Genomic DNA, 16,903 nt, shown 5'->3' with positions numbered 1-16,903 from the left:
GCCCGTGGCCGCGACCGCCGACCGCCCGACCGACGAGCCCGACGCGGCGACCGCCGAGCGCGCCGCGGACGCCGTCGCCCCGCCGGCGGCGTCGCCCACGGCGGGCCCGCGCGTCGTCATCACCTACTGCACGCAGTGCCGCTGGCTGCTGCGCGCCGCCTGGTACACCCAGGAGCTCCTCACGACGTTCCACCGCGAGCTCGGCGAGGTCGCGCTGCGCCCCGGCAACGGCGGCGTCTTCACGGTCGAGGCCGACGGGCAGGTCGTCTGGGACCGCAAGGTCGAGGGCGGCTTCCCGGAGATCACGGTGCTCAAGCGCCGGGTCCGCGACGTCGTCGCCCCGGACAAGCCGTTGGGGCACTCGGACGGCCTCTGAGAGTCGCTGCCCGTCGCCGGCCGACGCCCACGGGCGAGGTCGCTGACCGCCCTGTCAGCCCGTCCGACCTGCGCAGACGTCCTGGACCCCGGTCCGGTCCCACGTGGACAGGCGTGGACCGGCGTCACCCGCCCGGACTACCTTCGCGGCGAACGCAGGCCTTCACCGGAGGCGGCGGGTCAAGCGGTCACGGGGGCCCGCGACCCGCCGCAGGGTGGGCGGACGGCAACGGGAGAGGGGCGCTCCTCGCCGTCCGCCCACCCGAGACGTCCCCCTGACGTCCGCGCCGAGTGCGGCGGGACGTCAGGGGCGGACGGTCAGGCGCCTGTCGGGCGGGGGCAGGAGACGCCCGTGCCGCCCAGACCGCAGTAGCCGTTCGGGTTCTTGTCGAGGTACTGCTGGTGGTAGCCCTCGGCGTAGAAGAACGGCCCGGCCTCGTCGGCCGTGCGGATCTCCGTCGTGATGTCGCCGAAGCCCGACCGCGTCAGGCGCGGCTGGTACTCGTCGCGCGTGCGGACCGCCGCCTCCGCCTGCTCCGGCGTCGTCGTGTAGATCGCGGACCGGTACTGGGTGCCGACGTCGTTGCCCTGGCGGTAGCCCTGGGTCGGGTCGTGCGACTCCCAGAACGTGCGCAGCACGTCGTCGTCGGACAGCACGGTCGGGTCGTAGGCCACGAGGACCATCTCGGTGTGCCCGGTCATTCCGGTGCACGTCTCCTCGTAGGTCGGGAAGGGCGTGTAGCCGCCCTGGTAGCCGACGGCGGTCGTGACGACCCCGGGCAGCTGCCAGAAGGCGCGCTCGGCGCCCCAGAAGCAGCCCATCGCGACGTACAGCACGCGCGTGCCCTCGGGCCACGGGCCCGCGAGCGGGGTGCCCAGCACGGTGTGCGTCTCCGGGACCCTGTACGCGTAGCCGTCGCGGCCCGCGAGGGCCCGGTCCGGGGCCACCATCGTCGAGCGGAGCGCTGAGCCGAAAAGCCAGTTCATGGTCGCTGGTCCTCTCCGGGAGACCGGCGGTTCGCCTGGTCCATCCCGGCCAGCACAACCGTGCGCGCACGTCCGGTGTTCCCGGTGCCCGTGGACCGCGGGAGAGGCGCTGCGGACCGACGCGGCGACCGCCTGGGCGCGCGTCCGGGGGCAGTCCCGGGGCGCCACGGCCTAGCCTGGGGCGGTGACCACCCCACACAGCACCGACGGCGACGACCGACCCACCGCCGGCTTCGCGACCCGCGCCATCCATGCAGGTCAGGACCCCGATCCGACGACGGGTGCCGTCGTCCCGCCGATCTACCAGGTGTCGACGTACAAGCAGGACGGCGTCGGCGGCCTGCGCGGCGGCTACGAGTACTCGCGCTCGGCCAACCCGACGCGGGCGGCGCTCGAGGCCGCGCTCGCCGACCTCGAGCTCGGCGCCACCGGGTTCGCCTTCGCGTCCGGCCTGGCCGCCGAGGACACGCTGCTGCGCGCCGCGCTGCGACCGGGTGACCACGTGGTCGTCCCCGACGACGCGTACGGCGGCACGTACCGCCTGATCGCGCGCGTGTTCGGGCCCTGGGGGATCGAGCACACACCCGTCGACCTCACCGACGCCGGCGCCGTGTCGGCGGCGATCCAGCCGGGCCGCACCAAGCTCGTGTGGGTCGAGACGCCGACGAACCCGCTGCTCAACGTCGCCGACATCGCCGCGATCTCGGCGCTGGCGCGCGGCGTCGGCGCGCTCCTCGCGGTCGACAACACGTTCGCGACGCCGTACCTGCAGCAGCCGCTCGCGCTCGGTGCCGACGTCGTCGTGCACTCGACGACGAAGTACATCGGCGGGCACTCCGACGTCGTGGGCGGCGCGCTCGTCGTCGCGGACGGCGCACAGCTCCCGGTCGGGCTCGACGGCCCGACCGGCACGACGCACCTCGCCGACGCCGTGGGCTTCCACCAGAACGCGTCCGGCGCGATCGCCGGTCCGTTCGACGCGTGGCTCACGCTGCGCGGCCTGCGCACGCTCGCGGTCCGGATGGACCGGCACGTCGCCAACGCGCAGCGCGTCGCCGAGTTCCTCGCCGCGCACGACGCGGTCACGTCCGTCATCTACCCGGGGCTCGAGTCGCACCCGGGCCACGAGCTCGCCGCGCGCCAGATGCGCGGCGCCGGCGGCATGGTCTCGTTCCGCACCGGCAGCGAGGCGTCGGCGCTCGCGGTGTGCGCGGCGACCGAGGTGTTCACGCTCGCCGAGTCGCTCGGCGGTGTCGAGTCGCTCGTCGAGCACCCCGGGCGCATGACCCACGGGTCCGTCGCGGGCACCGCCCTGGAGGTCCCCGACGACCTCGTCCGGCTGTCCGTGGGCATCGAGGACGCCGACGACCTGATCGCCGACCTCGACCGCGCCCTCGCCGCGGGACGTGGCGCGTGACCCTCGACAAGCCGGCCGCCGCGCAGAAGCCCTCGGTGCTCGGTGCGGCGCGCGCCGCGCTCGCGGCCACCTCCGCGACGCGCCCCGACGCGGACCGCCGTGCGCGCGCCGGCAACGAGTCGGTGCCGCCGTCCGTGCGCGCCGCCGCGTCGTGGTCGTGGCGCCTCCTGCTGATCGGCGCGGCGCTCGCCGTGCTGCTGTGGCTGATCGCGCAGCTCAAGGTCGTCGTCGTCCCCGTCGCGATCGCGCTGCTGCTGACCGTCCTGCTGACGCCGCTCGTCGGCTGGCTGCACCGCCGCCTGCGGCTGCCGCGCGGGGCGGCCGCGGGGCTCGCCGTCGTCGCGCTCGTCGCGGTCGTCGGGACGCTGCTCGGGCTCGCCGGGCGGTCCGTCGTGCGGGGCATCGGCGACCTGTGGTCGCAGGCGTCGCAGGGCGTCGACAAGATCCTCGACTGGCTCGCGACCGGCCCGCTCGAGCTGTCGACGCAGGACATGCAGACGTGGGTCGACCGCATCCAGGAGTCCGCGTCGGGTGCGTCGTCGAGCGTGCTGTCCGGCGTGGTGACCGGTGCGACGACGGTCGGGCACGTCCTCGCCGGCGCGATCATCGCGCTGTTCTGCACCTTCTTCTTCCTGCTCGACGGTCGCACGATCTGGGCGTGGGTCGTCGGGCTCCTGCCGCGCGGCTCGCGCGAGCACGTGCACCAGGCCGCCCGACGCGGCGTCGTCACGCTCGGCGCCTACACGCGCACCCAGATCCTCGTGGCCGCGGTCGACGCGATCGGCATCGGCGTCGGCGCGGCGATCCTCGGCGTCCCGCTCGCGCTGCCGCTCGCGATCCTCGTGTTCCTCGGGTCGTTCGTGCCGATCGTCGGCGCCGTCGTCACCGGGTCCATCGCGGTGCTCGTCGCGCTCGTCGCGCAGGGACCCGGCGCCGCGCTGATCATGCTCGCGATCGTCCTCGGCGTGCAGCAGCTCGAGGGGCACGTGCTGCAGCCGTTCCTCATGGGTCACGCCGTGTCGCTGCACCCCGTCGCGGTGCTGCTGTCGGTCGCGGCCGGCTCGTTCGTCGCGGGCATCATCGGCGCGCTGTTCGCGGTGCCGATCGCGGCCGTCCTCAACACCGTCGTGCTCTACCTGCACGGGCACGACAAGTTCCCGCAGCTCGGCACGCACGACCACGTCCCCGTGCGTGGACGCGGTCACCCCGTGCTCGACCGGGCCGTCGCGCAGGTCGCCGAGCGCGAGTCGGAGCGCGACGCGACCGAGCGGACCGACGAGGAGCTCGGCGCGGGCGAGGCGACCGGCGAGGACGAGGCCGCGACCGTCCAGGGAGCCGACGACCCGCCCGTCCAGCGAGCCGACGACCGGCCCGGCCGTGGTGCGACGGCCGACGGCGGGACGCGGTGAGCCTCGACGTCGCCGCGGCCGCACGCCTGCTCGACGGCGTCGCCGAGCGCACGCCCGTGCAGCGCAGCCGCGCCGTCAGCCAGGTCGCCGGTGCCGAGGTCTGGCTCAAGTGCGAGAACCTCCAGCGCGCCGGGTCGTTTAAGATCCGCGGCGCCTACACGCGCATGGCACGCCTGACCGACGAGGAGCGCGCGCGGGGCGTCGTCGCGGCGTCGGCGGGCAACCACGCGCAGGGCGTCGCGCTCGCGGCCCGCATCCTCGGCATCGAGGCCTACGTCTACATGCCCGTCGACGCGGCGCTGCCGAAGATCGCGGCGACGCGCGACTACGGCGCGCACGTCGAACTGGTCGGGACGTCCGTCGACGAGGCCCTCGTGCACGCGCGCGAGCACGCCGAGCGCACCGGCGCCGTCCTCGTGCACCCGTTCGACCACCCCGACGTCGTCGCCGGGCAGGGGACCATCGCGCTCGAGATCGCGGAGCAGGTGCCCGACGTCGCGACCGTCGTCGTGCCCGTCGGCGGGGGCGGGCTCGCCGCGGGCGTCGTCGAGGCTCTCGCGCAGGTCCGCCCCGACGTGCGGGTCGTCGGCGTCCAGGCCGCCCGCGCCGCCGCCTACCCGGCGTCGCTCGCGGTGCACCACCCGGTGCCGGCCCTCGAGCTGCGGACCATGGCGGACGGCATCGCGGTCGGGCTCCCCGGCGGTGTGCCGTTCGAGGTGCTCGACCGGCACCACCTCGAGGTCCGCACGGTCTCCGAGGAGGACATCTCCCGGGCCGTGCTGCTCGTCGCGGAGCGCGCCAAGCTGCTCGTCGAGCCGTCGGGGGCCGTCGCCGTCGCGGCGCTCATGGCGGCACCCGGCACGTTCGAGGGTCCGGTCGTGGCGATCCTGTCCGGCGGCAACATCGACCCGCAGGTGCTCCTGCACGTCGTCCGGCACGGCCTCGCGTCGGCCGGGCGGTTCCTCGCGCTGCGCGTCCGGATCGACGACCGGCCGGGTGCGCTCGCGTCGCTGCTCCAGGACATCGCGGAGGCCGGCGGGAACGTCATGCACCTCACGCACGCCCGCACGGGGTCCGACCTGGCGTTCGACCAGGTCACCGTCTCGGCGCAGGTCGAGACGAAGGGGCCTGAGCACTGCGCGCAGGTCATGGCGCACCTGCGGGCGACGGGCTACCAGGTCCAGGGGGACTGAGCCACCGCGCACGGACCGAGCCGCCGAGCGTCGCCGGCCCGTGTCGGCCGGCGCCGCTCCCCGAACGCCGACGCGGCGCCCCCTCAGCAGGGGAGCGCCGCGTCGAGGACCGTCGAGGTCAGGCGTCGAAGGGCTTCGCGCCGAGGATCTTGACCGGGATCTCGTTCCCGTTCGGGGCGGCGTACGACGTCGTGTCGCCCACCTTGGTGCCGTTGATCGCGGCGCCCAGCGGCGACGTCGGCGAGAACACGTCGATGTCCGCGGTCCCGGCGATCTCGCGCGAGCCCAGCAGGAACACCATCTCGTCGCCCGCGACCTCGGCGGTCACGACCATGCCAGGCTCGACGACGCCGTCGTCGGGCGGCGTGCCGATCTGGACGTTGCGGAGCTTGGCCTCGAGCTCGCGGATGCGGGCCTCCTGCTTCGCCTGCTCCTCGCGCGCGGCGTGGTAGCCGCCGTTCTCCTTGAGGTCGCCCTCGTCGCGGGCCGCGGCGATGCGCGCGGTGATCTCGTTCCGACCCTCGCCCTTGAGGCGGTCGAGCTCGGCCGAGAGCCGGTCGTAGGCCTCCTGCGTCAGCCACGTGGCCGCAGTCGTGTCGGTCACGATCGCTCCTTCCATGCATGCGTGCCGGTCGGTGACCGGCGGTTCGCCCCGGGGTGCCGCGCCGAGGTCGGCACGCACGTCGTGAGGCACGGTGATGAGGTGCACGCCGTTCCCACTCGGTCGCGTCGACCAGCGGTCACGCCGGACCGGGGCGGCGTGTGAAACGACCAGGATAGCGCACGGGGTCGGTCCGCCCGGTGCGGACCACTGCGGTGACGCTCGGTCGACCGGCTCGGAGGACCCGCTCGGCCGACGAGTCGGACGGCCGCTCGGACGACAGGCTCAGTCGACCGGCGTGCAGCCCGCCACGACGCCCGACACGGCGAGCTCGGCGGTCTGCACGGTGACCGTGACCCGCTGCGTCGCGGTGTCCGCGGGCCCGACCTCGACCGACCGCACGCCGACCTGCGCATACGACTCCGACAGCGCCTGCACCTGGCACGTGACGGTCGCGTCCCGGTCTTTGGTGACCTCGAACGTGACCTGCGTGGACGTCGGGCCGTCGACGCGGAACCCGACGTCCTTCCACTGCACCGGCTCGCGCACCACGCCGATGCCCACCCACGCGAGCACCACGACCGCGACCAGCACGAGCGCACCGAGCCCGACGCGTCGGAGCGTGGTCGACCGGGACGTAGGCTCGGGTCCGTAGCGCCCGGCGGGCGGGCGCACGGCGGGGGACTGGCTCACAGGGCTCCTCGGCGACGGGACGGGCGGGGGCAGCGCGCGTCGTGTGCGCGATCATTGTCCCTCGTCCCCCCGCACGTCCCGAACGGAGGCCTCGCGTGACCGGAGAGCGGCTGCGCCTGATGGCGGTGCACGCCCACCCTGACGACGAGTCGAGCAAGGGCGCCGCCACGACCGCGATGTACGCGGCGCACGGCGTCGACGTGCTCGTCGTGACGTGCACGGGCGGGGAGCGCGGCGACGTGCTCAACCCGTCGTACGGCGAGGTCGAGGGCGGCATCGAGGGCATGCGGGCGGTGCGGACGGCGGAGATGGCCGCGGCCGCGGAGGCGCTCGGCGTCCGCCAGCACTGGCTGGGCTTCGTCGACTCGGGGCTGCCCGAGGGCGACCCGCTGCCGCCGCTCCCGGAGGGGTGCTTCGCGCTGCAGCCGCTCGAGGTCGCCTCGGCGCCGCTCGTCGAGCTGGTCCGCGAGTTCCGGCCGCACGTGATCACGACGTACGACCCGTCGGGCGGCTACCCGCACCCCGACCACATCATGTGCCACCGCGTCGCGTACGAGGCGTACCACGCGGCGGGCGACCCGGAGCGCTACCGCGACCGTGGCGAGCCCTGGACGCCGCTCAAGCTGTACTACAACCACGGGTTCTCGATGAAGCGCATGCGGGCGATGCACGACGCGCTCGTCGCGGCTGGCCGGGAGTCGCCGTTCGGCGACTGGATCGACTCGCGGCAGGCGCGCGAGATCCCCGAGCGCACCGCGACGACGTTCGTGCCGGTCGCGGACTTCTTCCCGCAGCGTGACGCCGCGCTGCGCGCGCACGCGACCCAGATCGACCCCGACGGCTTCTTCTTCGCGATCCCGCGCGAGATCGAGCTCGCGCAGTGGCCGACCGAGGAGTACGAGCTCGCGCACTCGCACGTGCCGACGACGACGCCCGAGGACGACCTGTTCGCGGGCATCGCGCGGGTGGTGGGCGCGTGAGCGCGGTCGTGGCGCTGCTCGCGGCGGCGCCGAGCCCGTCGCCGAGCGACGTCGAGCTCACCGCACCCGGCGGCGGGTCGCCGGGGTTCCTCGGCTTCGTCGTGACGTTCCTGCTCGCCGTGGCGGCGATCGGGCTGTTCCTGTCGCTGACCAAGCAGCTGCGCAAGGTCGACCGGCGCGCCAAGCAGCTCGGGCTCGACGACGACGGGACCGGCGACGACACGACGGCCCGGGGTGACGGCGGCGCGACCGACGCGCCGGACGCGTCCGACCGCCCGGACGGGCCGGGCGCCACGGGCGGCGGCCGGTGAGCACGCGGCCGGAGCCTCCGCTCCGACCGGCGGTGCGCGTGACGGTCGCGCAGGTCGCCGTCAGCGACGACCACGCGGCGAACCGCGAGATGGTCCGCGACGCGTTCGCGACCGCCGAGCGGGCGCGCGCCGATCTGCTGGTGCTGCCCGAGTACGCGTCGGGCTTCCAGCCGCACGGCGTCGAGCCGGAGCACGCCGAGCCGCTCGACGGGCCCTTCGCGCGGCTGCTGCGCGAGCGGGCCGCGGCGTCGGGCGTCGCGGTGGTCGCGGGTACGACGCTGCCCGGGACGGACGCGCGCGCGGTCAACGCGGTCGTGGCCGTCGACGGCACCGGCGACCTCGTCGGCGTCTACCGCAAGGTGCACCTGTACGACGCGTTCGGCCACCGCGAGTCCGAGCGGCTCGAGGCCGGGCCGGCCAACGCGCCGCCGCTCGTGCTCGACGTCGCGGGACTCCGGTTCGGGGTGCTGACCTGCTACGACCTGCGGTTCCCCGAGTCGTCGCGGCGCCTGGTCGACGCGGGTGCGCAGGTGCTGGTCTACCCGGCCGCGTGGGCGGCGGGCGAGCTCAAGGCGTGGCACTGGCGGTCGCTCGCGGTCGCCCGCGCGATCGAGAACACCGCGGCCGTGGTCGCCGTCGGGCAGGCGGGCAAGGGCGTCACCGGACGGTCGCTCGTGGTGGGTCCCGACGGCGTCGTCGGGCTCGAGCTGGACGAGGCTCCGGACGTGCGCACGGTCGACGTCGACGGTGCGCTGCTCGCGCAGGTGCGCGAGACGAACCCGTCGCTGGCCAACCGCCGCTACGCGGTGGTCCCGCGCGACTGACCGCCCGCCGCGGCGGCCGCGGGCTGCGCGCCGGACGGGTCCGACGGGCCCGGCGTGGGCGTCATGCGGACCCGTACGACGCGATCGACACCGCGACGTAGTGGCACGTGTACCCGACGACGGTCAGCGTGTGGAACACCTCGTGGAACCCGAACCACCGCGGGCTGGGGTTGGGTCGCTTGAGCCCGTAGACGACGGCGCCCGCGGTGTACGCGAGCCCGCCGGCGGCCACGAGCCAGACGATCGCGGGACCGCCGGACCGCCAGAACTGCGGCAGGAACGCGACCGCGACCCAGCCGAGCGCGACGTACACGGGCACGTAGACCCAGCGCGGCGCGCCCAGCCACAGGACGCGGGCGAGCAGGCCGAGGAGCGCGCCGGACCACACGATGATCAGCAGGATGCGCGCGGTCTGCTCGGGCAGCAGGAGCACCGCGAGGGGCGTGTACGTGCCCGCGATGATGAGGAAGATGTTCGTGTGGTCGAGCCGCCGCAGGATGCCCTGCACGCGCGGGGACCAGCGCCCGCGGTGGTAGACGGCGCTGGTGCCGAAGAGCATGACCGCGGTGAGCCCGAACACGGCCGTGGACCACTTCGCGGCCGGGGTGGGGGAGAGGACGACGAGCACGATCGACGCCACGAGGACGAGCGGCGCGACCCCTGCGTGGATCCACCCGCGCAGCTTGGGCTTGATCGCGTCGGCCACCTGGCCGACCGCACCGGGGAGCCCGGAGGGCTGCGCGGAGGTGGAGCTCATCGGCGGTCTCGCTTCCGTCGTCCGACGTAACCTACGAGCCCGTAGGTTACGACACCGTAGGTAGCGCTGTCGACGCGCCCGACGTCGCGTCCATCCTGTCCGATCCGTCTCCTGCGCACACGACGGACGGGTACCGTGAGCGGGTTCCCGCCGTCGCCCGCCAAGGAGAGGTCCGCGTGCGCCTGCCCCACCCGGTGTACTCGCTGTACGAGAAGCGACTCGCCGCCTCGCTGCCACGCGACCGGGCACCCCGCCACGTCGGCGTCATCCTCGACGGCAACCGCCGCTGGGCGCGCAGCATGGGCGAGTCCACGCGGCACGGGCACCAGGCGGGCGCCGCCAAGATCGCCGACCTGCTGGGCTGGAGCGAGGACGTCGGCGTCGAGGTCGTCACGCTCTGGATGCTGTCGACCGACAACCTCAACCGCCCCGCCGACGAGCTCGAGCCGCTGCTCGACGTCATCGAGCACGCCGTCCGTGACCTCGCTGCCGCGGGGCGCTGGCGCCTGCAGGCCGTCGGGTCGCTCGGCCTGCTCCCCGCGAGCACCGCGGCCGCGCTGCGGGAGGCCGAGGCCGCCACCGCGCACGTCGACGGCCTGCACGTCAACGTCGCCGTCGGCTACGGCGGCCGGCACGAGATCGCGGACGCCGTCCGCTCGTTCCTGCGGGAGCACGCCGAGGCCGGCACGAGCGTCGACGAGCTGGCCGAGCAGTTCGACGTCGAGCACATCGCCGAGCGCCTCTACACCAAGGGCCAGCCCGACCCCGACCTCGTCATCCGCACGTCGGGCGAGCAGCGGCTCGGCGGGTTCCTGCTGTGGCAGTCGGTCCACTCGGAGTTCTACTTCTGCGAGGCGTACTGGCCGGACTTCCGACGCGTCGACTTCCTGCGCGCGGTCCGCTCCTACGCGGCCCGGGAGCGCCGGCTCGGCCGCTGAGCCCCAGGCTGATGCCTCGGACAACTGTCCGGGTGCGCGACCCGGGCGGTCGGACGAAGATGGAGCCCGGTCCGGAGCAGCGCGCTGCGGGCCGATGGCGCGCAGCGCAGGGGGGTGCCGTCGATGCCGGTCCATGTCCTGAAGGTGTCCACACGTCAGCCGGACGTCGCGTACTCGGTCCTCAAGGACTTGTACTGCCCCCACCAGCGCCTGACGCTCGCCACCGTCTCGCCGACCTTCCTGTGCGACCTCCGGGCGACGAACGCCGGTGACCTCGGCGCGGACACCGTGCGCCTCTCGACCGGCGTGCAGTGCACGGTCGCGCCCGTCGACTACCTGCTCGTGACGACCGGCGTCGTGGGCACCGGGCGCTACGACGTGGGCGGCGACGAGGTCCGCATCGGGGCCGGGTCGGTGTTCCGGTTCCCCGACGACGACCCGCTGACCGCCACCTGGGACGGCATCGAGCTGCTCGTGCTGCGGCTGCCGCGGTCGGTGGTCGGGCGGGTCGCGTCGGAGAGGCTGCCCCTCGACGCGCGCGACGTGCGTTTCGGCGGGCTCGAGCCCGTGTCCGCAGCCGCGGGCCGGGCGTGGGTGCGCCTCGCGCACTTCGTCGCCGGGCAGCTCGCTGACGACGCGCCGAGCGCCGCGAACCCGATCGCCGCCGCCGCGCTCGCGGACCTGGTCGCCGCCGGCGCCCTCGCCACCTTCCCGAACACCACCCTCGACAGCGCGCTCGTGCGCGGGCCCGGGTACGCCGCGCCGTCCACGGTGCGCCGCGCGGTCGCGTTCATCGACGACCACGCGTCGCTGCCCGTCACGGTGACGGACATCGCGCACGCCGCGGGCGTGAGCGCACGCGCGCTCCAGAGCGCGTTCCAGCGGCACCTCGGCGTGACGCCCATGGCGTACCTCCGGCGCGCGCGCCTCGAGGGCGCGCACCGCGACCTCCAGGCGGCCGACCCGACGGCCGGCGACACCGTCGCCGACGTGGCGCTGCGGTGGGGGTTCGTCAAGACCGACCGGTTCGCGGCGGCGTACCGGCAGGCCTTCGGCGTCCCGCCCAGCCGCACGCTGCGCGGGTGAGCGGGTGCGGTCCGCGGGGGAGCGACGTCGTTATGCGGGTGGACGCGTGCGCCCGCCGGGGGCATCCGGACGTCGTGACGACACGGACGGCGGAGGCCACGCGCCGCACCGACCCGACCCGCCGGTGGCGCCCCGGTGAACGATGCGTGACACCGTCGCGTGTCGTGCGTCTCCTGTCGGTGGGCGGGGTTACCTTCCGCGTAGAGGACGGCGACCGCCGTCCCCGGGAGGCCAGCCCATGGAGCATCCGCTCCGGGAGGAGGGTCGGTCCCGGCCCTCACGCACCGGGCCGGCCGCCCCCGTCCCGCCGCCGAACGTCGGCCCCCTCCGCCCGCGCGAGCGGGCTGCCGTCGTGAAGCGTCCGTCTCGGCGCACCTAGCGCCGGAGGGAGCCTGCCGTGGTCAGCACCGCACAGCACACCCCGGGCACGTCGCACGGAACCGAGGCCCCGGACACGTCCGGGCGCATCACCTACGTGCTCGACACCTCGGTGCTCCTGTCCGACCCGCGGGCGATCCTGCGCTTCGCCGAGCACGACGTCGTCCTCCCGGTCGTCGTCATCACCGAGCTCGAGGCCAAGCGGCACCACGCCGAGCTCGGCTACTTCGCCCGCAGCGCGCTGCGCATGCTCGACGACCTGCGCATCAAGCACGGCCGGCTCGACCACCCCCTGCCCATGACCGACCAGGGCGGCACGCTCTGCGTCGAGCTCAACCACACCGACCCGAGCGCCCTGCCCGCGGGCTTCCGGCTCGGCGACAACGACACCCGCATCCTGGCCGTCGCGGCGAACCTGGCCGCCGAGGGCCGCGACGTCACCGTCGTCTCGAAGGACCTGCCCATGCGGGTCAAGGCCTCTGCGGTCGGCCTGCGCGCCGAGGAGTACCGCGCCGAGCTCGCGGTCGACTCCGGCTGGACCGGGATGGACGCGCTCGACCTCACCGAGCAGCAGATGGCCGACCTCTGGGAGCACGAGTCGCTCGCGCTCGCAGACGTCGCCGACTACGACTCGTCGGGCCTCGTCACGGCGCCGCGCGACCTGCCCTGCCACACCGGGCTCGTGCTGCACAGCCCGCGCGGGTCGGCGCTCGGACGCGTCACCGCCGACAAGCACGTGCAGCTCGTCCGCGGCGACCAGGACGTCTTCGGGGTGCACGGCCGCAGCGCCGAGCAGCGCGTCGCGATCGACCTGCTGCTCGACGAGGAGGTCGGCATCGTCTCGCTCGGCGGCCGCGCCGGCACCGGCAAGTCCGCGCTCGCGCTGTGCGCCGGTCTGGAGGCCGTGCTCGAGCGGCGTCAGCACCGCAAGGTCATGGTGTTCCGCCCGCTGTACGCCGTCGGCGGCCAGGAGCTCGGCTACCTGCCCGGCAGCGAGGCCGAGAAGATGAGTCCCTGGGCGCAGGCGGTCTTCGACACGCTCGGCGCGCTGGTGTCGAAGGAGGTCGTCGAGGAGGTCCTGGACCGCGACATCCTCGAGGTGCTGCCGCTCACGCACATCCGCGGGCGCTCGCTGCACGACGCGTTCGTCATCGTCGACGAGGCCCAGTCCCTCGAGCGCAACGTGCTGCTCACCGTGCTGTCGCGCATCGGCCAGTCGTCGCGCGTCGTCCTCACGCACGACGTCGCGCAGCGCGACAACCTGCGCGTCGGGCGGCACGACGGGATCGCCGCCGTGATCGAGGCGCTCAAGGGGCACCCGCTGTTCGCGCACGTGACGCTCACCCGTTCCGAGCGGTCGCCGGTCGCCGCGCTCGTCACGGAGCTGCTGGAGGGCATCGAGGTCTGACCGACGCCCGACCGACCTCCGAGCCACGACGGCCGGCCGCAGCACGACCGCGGCCGGCCGTCGCGTGCGTCGCTGCCCCGGACGGGGGACGTCGCGCGAAGTCACCTGGCGAAACGGCCACGCGTGGTGTCGGGACTCACTACTGTGCGCTCGACCGATGCGGCGCCGACAGCGTCGCCGGCGCCGTCCACCCCTCCAGGAGGCCCTCCCATGACCGCTCCCGTCGCGACCGGCACCAGCCCGAAGCTGCTGCTCCCCACGGTCCTGCTCTGCTTCTTCCTCGGCACGCTCGGTGTGCACCGCTTCTTCGTCGGGAAGATCGGCACCGGCGTCCTCATGCTCGTGACCCTCGGCGGCCTCGGCATCTGGACCCTCATCGACCTCGTGATCCTCATCATCGGCAAGTTCACCGACAAGGAGGGCCGCGTCCTCACGCAGTGGACGTGACCCGCTGAGCACGCACGACGGCCCCCGACCGCGCTGGTCGGGGGCCGTCGTGCTGCCTGGCGCGGTCGTCCGCCCCGGTTCGGGGTCAGCCCTCGACGAGGCGCCCGTCCGCGATCCGCAGCACGCGGTCGGCGAGCGACATCATGAGCGGGTCGTGCGTCGAGACGATCGCCGTCATGCCCTCGGCCTCGACGACGGCCCGCAGCAGCGCCATCACGGCCGTGCCGGTCTCGGTGTCGAGCTGCCCGGTCGGCTCGTCGGCGACCAGCAGGCGCGGCGAGTTCGCGAGGGCGCGGGCGATCGCGACGCGCTGCTGCTGACCGCCCGACATCTCGCCGGGTCGCTGCTGCGCGTGCGAGCCCAGCCCGACGAGGTCGAGCAGCAGCTCGACGCGCGCCTCGCGGTCCGCGGTCGGCAGCTTGCGCAGCCGCAGGGGCACGCCGACGTTCTCCGCCGCCGACAGCACGGGCACGAGCCCGAACGTCTGGAAGACGAACGACACGACGTCGCGCCGCAGCTCGACGAGGCCGCCCTCGTCGAGCGACGACACCTCGCGCCCGTCGACGACCACGCGTCCCTCGTCCGGCTTGTCGAGCCCGCCGATGATGTTGAGGAGCGTCGTCTTGCCGGAGCCCGAGCGTCCGACGAGGGCGACGAGCTCGCCCGGTGCGATCGTGAACGACACGTCCTGGAGCGCGTGCACCGCGGCGCTCCCCGTGCCGTACGTGCGGCCGACGTGCTCGACGCTGACGAGGGGGACGCCGGCCGGTGCGGCGCCGCCCCGGAGGGCCGCGGTCGTGGTGGTCACTGCTGCTCCTCGTGGGCGGGGACGGCGCGGTGGCGACCGGTGCGCGTCGGGGGCTCCTGCGGGCGGTCCGGCGGCAGGCGGTCGGGCCACACGCTCACGTGCGACGACTCGAGCGCGAGCCGGACCTTGCCGACCAGGTCGAGCGCCTCGCGGTACTCGCGGGGGAGCTGGACGCGGCCCGCGCGGTCGAGGACCGCGAACTCCTCGGCGACGACGTGCTCGGTGCCGTCGTCGGCGGTGTGCGTGCGCCGCACGACCTCGGAGCTGGTCCGGCCGTCGCGGATCGCGACGGTGCGCTGCACGTGCTCGCTGACGCTCGAGTCGTGCGTGACGACGACCACGGTCGTGCCGAGCTCGCGGTTCACCGTCCGCAGCCCCTCGAGGACGTCGTGCGACGTGGCGGTGTCGAGCTCGCCGGTCGGCTCGTCGGCGAACAGCACCTGGGGGCTGTTGGCGAGCGCGACTGCGATCGCGACGCGCTGCTGCTCGCCGCCCGACATCTGCGACGGGCGGCGGTCGGCGCAGTAGCCGACGCCGAGCACGTCGAGGAGCTCCGCTGCCCGCGCGCGCCGCACCCGACGCCGCGCACCCGCCAGGGCGAGGGGGAACTCCACGTTCTCCGCCGCGGTGAGGTACGGGACGATGTTGCGGGCCGTCTGCTGCCAGACGAACCCGACCATCGACCGCCGGTACGCGACGCGCTGCTTGGCCGACATCGACATGAGGTCCCACGGCCCGACGCGCACCCGGCCGGCCGTCGGCACGTCGAGGCCCGACAGCACGGACAGCAGCGTCGACTTGCCCGAGCCCGAGGCGCCGACGATCGCGACGAGCTCGCCCTGCTCGACGAGCAGGTCGAGGCCCTGCAGCGCCTGCACCTCGACGCCCTCGGACTGGTAGATGCGGACCAGGGAGTCGCACACGATGAGCGCGTCCTCCCCGAACGCGCCGGTCCGCTGCCGGGCGCGCTCCTCCAGCGTGCCCAGCGTCGGCGCGAGTGCCGTCGGCGTGGCGTTCACGAGGACCTCCGAGGGGGACGGGGCAGGAGCGGGGACGGGACGGGTGGGGCGGCGTGGCGCCGCGGTGGGGCGGTCATCGTTCACCGACCCGCAGCACCTCGCCGAGCCGGTCGCGCCGGCGCACGGCCGACTCGACGAGCACGGCGGCGACCAGGCTCACGGCGATGACGGCGGCCGCACCCGCGACGGGCACCCACGTGAGCCGGAGCTCGGCGGTGCCGGGCGCGCCGGTCAGCAGGTCCAGCCCGAGCGCGTCGGTCAGCGCCCACGGGACGACGACACCGATCGCGGTGCCCGCCAGGACGGAGACCACGGCGAGCGGGGCGAGCTCGCCGAGCGTGAGGGCGCGGGCCGTGCGGGCGTCGAGGCCTTGCGTGCGCAGCGCCGAGAGCGTGCGCCCGCGTTCGCGGGACGTCGCGACGACGGTGAGCGCGAGGGCCACCGCGGCGTACATCGCGAGGACGGCCGCGGACCCGAGCAGCAGGATCGTGAGACCCGCACCGACCGGTGACGAGCGGGCGGAATCCAGCCACTGCTCGCGCACGGTCACCTTGACGCCGGCCTTGTCCTCCAGCCCGGCGTCCCGGACGGCGGCGGCCGCTCCCTCTCCCTGCACCCACACGGTCTGGAGCGGGACGGCAGAGCCGACGACCTCCTGGTAGCGCGCACGGTCGACCACGAACGCGGGGTCCGTGCCCCCCGCCTGCAGCTCGGCCAACGCCTCGTCGTCGAGCGGCACGACGCGCGGCACGTCGTCGACGGTGCCCTGGACGTCGATCGGCACGAACCCGTCGGCGGCCATGAACTCGGGCTCGAGGATCTGCGCGGTCCGCAGGAGATCGGGCGTCAGCAGCGCCGGGAGGCCTGCGGTGGAGGGTTCGGCGAGCCGCGCCCATCCGTCGGACGGCTCGCCGCGCGCCTCGAGCACGCGGGCCATGTCGACCGCGTCGACCATGAGCACGCGCGCCTTGACGCCGCTCGACTGCCCGAAGGACCGTCCGATCCGCTCGGACGCCGACGCGACGGCATCGACGCCGGGCGCCGTGCGCAGCAGGTCGACCTCCTCGGTCGAGACCGAGCCGTCGAGCCGGACGGTCGCGCCGACGACGACGTCGGCGGCGGTCAGCTGTCCCGCGCGGACCGTGACGGCGGTCGTCCCGCTGAACACGACGAGCGCGACGGCGGTCGTGAGCGTGAGGATCGGCACGAGCGTGCCGGTCGCGCGCGCGGCGCGGGCGGACGCGACGACGCCGACCAGGCCGCGCCGCCGGG

The 16,903-nt window shown here is 74.7% G+C and carries 18 protein-coding genes; 11 read left to right on the top strand and 7 right to left on the bottom strand.

Features of this window, described 5'->3' with window-relative positions; translation table 11 throughout:
• On the top strand, positions 1–376 hold a 376-nt coding region (locus CTKZ_RS11605; protein WP_235843450.1), incomplete at its 5' end, for an Rdx family protein.
• Between the two features lie 317 nt (positions 377–693).
• Here CTKZ_RS11605 and msrA read toward each other — a convergent pair.
• A complete protein-coding gene (gene msrA, locus CTKZ_RS11600; protein WP_124343090.1) occupies positions 694–1,362 on the bottom strand; it encodes a peptide-methionine (S)-S-oxide reductase MsrA in 669 nt (222 codons plus the stop codon).
• A 184-nt stretch (positions 1,363–1,546) separates the two neighbouring features.
• On the opposite strand from msrA, the gene CTKZ_RS11595 reads away from it, so the two are divergent.
• From CTKZ_RS11595 to ilvA, 3 genes are all read left to right on the top strand, one after another.
• Positions 1,547–2,779: a cystathionine gamma-synthase gene (locus tag CTKZ_RS11595; RefSeq protein ID WP_124343089.1), complete on the top strand. Its 1,233-nt coding sequence runs from the start codon at positions 1,547–1,549 to the stop codon at positions 2,777–2,779.
• 122 nt (positions 2,780–2,901) lie between these two features.
• The gene (locus CTKZ_RS11590) at positions 2,902–4,188 is read left to right on the top strand and encodes an AI-2E family transporter (protein WP_235843452.1); all 1,287 of its coding nucleotides are present in this window, start codon (positions 2,902–2,904) and stop codon (positions 4,186–4,188) included.
• Positions 4,185–5,381: a threonine ammonia-lyase gene (ilvA, locus tag CTKZ_RS11585; protein ID WP_124343088.1), complete on the top strand. Its 1,197-nt coding sequence runs from the start codon at positions 4,185–4,187 to the stop codon at positions 5,379–5,381. The genes CTKZ_RS11590 and ilvA overlap by 4 nt, the downstream gene beginning before the upstream one ends.
• Positions 5,382–5,499: 118 nt before the next feature.
• On the opposite strand, the gene greA is transcribed toward ilvA, so the two are convergent.
• Positions 5,500–5,985, bottom strand: coding sequence for a transcription elongation factor GreA (greA, locus tag CTKZ_RS11580; RefSeq protein WP_200829719.1), 486 nt, complete (start codon positions 5,983–5,985; stop codon positions 5,500–5,502).
• Positions 5,986–6,267: 282 nt separating this feature from the next.
• A complete protein-coding gene (locus CTKZ_RS11575) occupies positions 6,268–6,675 on the bottom strand; it encodes a DUF4307 domain-containing protein (protein WP_124343086.1) in 408 nt (135 codons plus the stop codon).
• Between the two features lie 119 nt (positions 6,676–6,794).
• On the opposite strand from CTKZ_RS11575, the gene mca reads away from it, so the two are divergent.
• Genes mca through CTKZ_RS11560 form a run of 3 tightly spaced genes read left to right on the top strand, consistent with a single transcriptional unit; the run spans position 6,795 to position 8,790 of the window.
• Complete coding sequence (mca, locus tag CTKZ_RS11570) at positions 6,795–7,655, top strand: mycothiol conjugate amidase Mca (RefSeq protein ID WP_225916351.1); 861 nt, start codon at positions 6,795–6,797, stop codon at positions 7,653–7,655.
• Positions 7,652–7,966, top strand: coding sequence for a hypothetical protein (locus tag CTKZ_RS11565; protein ID WP_124343084.1), 315 nt, complete (start codon positions 7,652–7,654; stop codon positions 7,964–7,966). The genes mca and CTKZ_RS11565 overlap by 4 nt, the downstream gene beginning before the upstream one ends.
• 38 nt (positions 7,967–8,004) lie before the next feature.
• Positions 8,005–8,790 (top strand): nitrilase-related carbon-nitrogen hydrolase, encoded by a 786-nt coding sequence (locus tag CTKZ_RS11560; protein ID WP_307720299.1) that lies wholly within the window; start codon positions 8,005–8,007, stop codon positions 8,788–8,790.
• Between the two features lie 61 nt (positions 8,791–8,851).
• Here CTKZ_RS11560 and trhA read toward each other — a convergent pair whose 3' ends face one another.
• Positions 8,852–9,547: a PAQR family membrane homeostasis protein TrhA gene (gene trhA, locus CTKZ_RS11555; RefSeq protein WP_124343082.1), complete on the bottom strand. Its 696-nt coding sequence runs from the start codon at positions 9,545–9,547 to the stop codon at positions 8,852–8,854.
• 176 nt (positions 9,548–9,723) lie between these two features.
• Here trhA and CTKZ_RS11550 point away from each other — a divergent pair, with 176 nt between their 5' ends.
• The 4 genes from CTKZ_RS11550 to CTKZ_RS11535 all read left to right on the top strand — a co-directional run bounded on the left by CTKZ_RS11550 (position 9,724) and on the right by CTKZ_RS11535 (position 13,804).
• Positions 9,724–10,485, top strand: coding sequence for an isoprenyl transferase (locus CTKZ_RS11550; protein ID WP_124343081.1), 762 nt, complete (start codon positions 9,724–9,726; stop codon positions 10,483–10,485).
• Between the two features lie 123 nt (positions 10,486–10,608).
• A complete protein-coding gene (locus CTKZ_RS11545) occupies positions 10,609–11,571 on the top strand; it encodes an AraC family transcriptional regulator (protein ID WP_124343080.1) in 963 nt (320 codons plus the stop codon).
• Positions 11,572–11,968: 397 nt separating this feature from the next.
• On the top strand, positions 11,969–13,357 hold the full coding sequence (gene phoH2, locus CTKZ_RS11540; protein WP_124343079.1) for an RNA 5'-3' helicase PhoH2: 1,389 nt from the start codon (positions 11,969–11,971) through the stop codon (positions 13,355–13,357).
• 210 nt (positions 13,358–13,567) lie between these two features.
• A complete protein-coding gene (locus CTKZ_RS11535; protein ID WP_124343078.1) occupies positions 13,568–13,804 on the top strand; it encodes a TM2 domain-containing protein in 237 nt (78 codons plus the stop codon).
• Between the two features lie 85 nt (positions 13,805–13,889).
• Here the strand turns inward: CTKZ_RS11535 and CTKZ_RS11530 are convergent, their stop codons facing one another.
• From CTKZ_RS11530 to CTKZ_RS11520, 3 genes are all read right to left on the bottom strand, one after another.
• Positions 13,890–14,612, bottom strand: a complete 723-nt coding sequence (locus CTKZ_RS11530) for an ABC transporter ATP-binding protein (RefSeq protein ID WP_124343077.1) — start codon at positions 14,610–14,612, stop codon at positions 13,890–13,892.
• Positions 14,609–15,598: an ABC transporter ATP-binding protein gene (locus CTKZ_RS11525; RefSeq protein WP_200829720.1), complete on the bottom strand. Its 990-nt coding sequence runs from the start codon at positions 15,596–15,598 to the stop codon at positions 14,609–14,611. The genes CTKZ_RS11530 and CTKZ_RS11525 overlap by 4 nt, the downstream gene beginning before the upstream one ends.
• A 106-nt stretch (positions 15,599–15,704) precedes the next feature.
• The coding region (locus CTKZ_RS11520; RefSeq protein WP_148090487.1) for an FtsX-like permease family protein at positions 15,705–16,903 on the bottom strand (1,199 nt) is incomplete at its 5' end.

Source organism: Cellulomonas algicola, from assembly GCF_003851725.1.
GTDB lineage: Bacteria > Actinomycetota > Actinomycetes > Actinomycetales > Cellulomonadaceae > Cellulomonas > Cellulomonas algicola.
The sequence above is the reverse complement of the archived record's forward strand: the minus strand, read 5'-3'. Positions and strand labels throughout refer to the sequence as shown.

Coding starts and splice junctions, on each gene's coding strand:
- msrA (WP_124343090.1), bottom strand. CDS start 1,362: ATGAACTGGCTTTTCGGCTCAGCGCTCCGCTCGACGATGGTGGCCCCG.
- mca (WP_225916351.1), top strand. CDS start 6,795: ATGGCGGTGCACGCCCACCCTGACGACGAGTCGAGCAAGGGCGCCGCC.
- trhA (WP_124343082.1), bottom strand. CDS start 9,547: ATGAGCTCCACCTCCGCGCAGCCCTCCGGGCTCCCCGGTGCGGTCGGC.
- CTKZ_RS11545 (WP_124343080.1), top strand. CDS start 10,609: ATGCCGGTCCATGTCCTGAAGGTGTCCACACGTCAGCCGGACGTCGCG.
- CTKZ_RS11535 (WP_124343078.1), top strand. CDS start 13,568: ATGACCGCTCCCGTCGCGACCGGCACCAGCCCGAAGCTGCTGCTCCCC.